The following is a 1674-nucleotide window of genomic DNA, read 5'->3' on the forward strand; positions in this document are numbered from 1 at the left end:
CTACGTCAGTCACAGGAGAAGCGAGACAGTATGAGATAACGCCAACTTAATTGCCAGAATGGATAGTTGACGCTGAAATGGCCTGCTCCGCCTCAACGGCAAGCGACTGCTCGTCTTCGTCGTCGTGTTCGGCGTTCTCGTAGTGGAGGAGCCGGCACCCATACCGGTGCTGAGGCCCAAGAGGTCGCGGGCGGGGACGGTTGGGGCGAGCGGTGTCCGCATCGAAGCCGTCTTCCCCAGCTTCGTCCGGGTACTCGGCGAGCAACTCCTAGGCCGTGTTTTAGAAGGCGTCGAAGGTGCCTCTGGTTGGCCGTCCGGGGAAGCTTCGGGCGGCCAGCCAGAGGATGAGGTCGCGCGCGATCGTGTGGATGCTGGTCTCGGTGACCACGTCGTGTTCGCGACGGCTCGCGTCACGGCGGACGATCTCGTATCCGCCCTTGTCGAGGACAGCGACCGAGAGGTACCAGATCGGGTCGTCCTCGTCGGGCTGGATGACGACGAACGTGTTGTCGGTGTCGTTGAGATCGTCGACCAGCATGAAGATGGCGTCTTCGGACGGGTCGTCGATGTGGTCGCCGTTCTCGCTGTCGGCGCAGTAGTAGTCAGCGGCCACCGGTCTCTCCCCTGTGCGACACCCCGCTCCGGGCTCGCGGCCAGCATGGCACGCGAGCCCCACACATCGTTTCTCACAGCCACTGGTTGACCGCGGCGACGAGGACGGCCGCCTCGAAGCGGACGGCGAGTTTGTCGAACCGGGTGGCCACCGCCCGGTGCTGCTTCAACCGGTTGATGCCGCACTCGACGGCATGGCGGCCCTTGTAGTCCTCTCGGTCGAAGTGGGGCGGACGTCCCCCGCTCGCGCCGCGCCGCTTGCGGTTACGGATCTGGTCGGCCGGCTCCGGGATGGTGCACAGGATGCCGCGTCTGCGCAGGTAGGCGCGATTGGCCTTGGACGAGTACGCCTTGTCGCCGCGCACTCGAAGCGGCAGGGTGCGGGGGCGGCCGGGCCCGGTCCGGGGCACGCGTATCGCGTCGAGCACCGCTTCGAACTGCGGTGAGTCCCCGCGCTGGCCGGCCGTGACGAGGAGGGACAGCGGCTTCTGCCGTTGCTCGCAGGCCAGGTGAATCTTGGTCGTGAAACCGCCTCGCGACCGGCCCAGTCCGTGGTCCGCGGGCTCCTTGCCCACGCCGCCTGGCGGCTCCTTCTGCGCGGCCCCGTCCCGCCGGGCGCCAGCGGCGTGTTGGTGGGCTCGGCAGATCGTGGAGTCGACGTTCACTTCCCAGACGATCAGCCCCGCCGCATCGGCCCGCGTCTGCAGGCCAGCCAGGATCTGCTGCCAGATGCCCTGACGCTGCCAGCGGCGGAACAGGCCATAGATCGTCTGCCAGGGTCCGTACTCCGGCGGAACGTCCCGCCACGGAGCTCCCGTCCGCACCCGCCACCGAATCCCGTTGACCAGCCTGCGGCGCGACCTCGCCGGACGACCCACCCCGGCCATCGGCAGCAACGGCTCCAGCACAGCCCACTGATCATCCGACAGATCCCCACGCCCCATCCACAGAGCCTGGCATCACGCCGGACGACCTTCCAAAACAGCCCCTAGTCGCCGTCCTGGCCCGGCCCGAAGGTCGGCCCATGAGATCTGCATCACCGGCCCCGGGGGGGGGGGTGGC

The 1674-nt window shown here is 68.0% G+C and carries 2 protein-coding genes; both read right to left on the reverse strand.

Annotation, left to right across the window (positions count from 1 at the left end; all coding sequences use genetic code 11):
* Positions 1-280 precede the first annotated feature (280 nt).
* Positions 281-613 carry a hypothetical protein gene (locus tag ABD323_RS40665; RefSeq protein WP_184912732.1) on the reverse strand — a complete coding sequence of 111 codons (333 nt, stop codon included), beginning with the start codon at positions 611-613 and terminating at the stop codon, positions 281-283.
* Between the two features lie 73 nt (positions 614-686).
* The gene (locus ABD323_RS40670; RefSeq protein WP_344447145.1) at positions 687-1556 is read right to left on the reverse strand and encodes an IS5 family transposase; all 870 of its coding nucleotides are present in this window, start codon (positions 1554-1556) and stop codon (positions 687-689) included.
* Between the last annotated feature and the right edge of the window lie 118 nt (positions 1557-1674).

This window comes from Kitasatospora nipponensis, assembly GCF_039528135.1.
GTDB lineage: Bacteria > Actinomycetota > Actinomycetes > Streptomycetales > Streptomycetaceae > Kitasatospora > Kitasatospora nipponensis.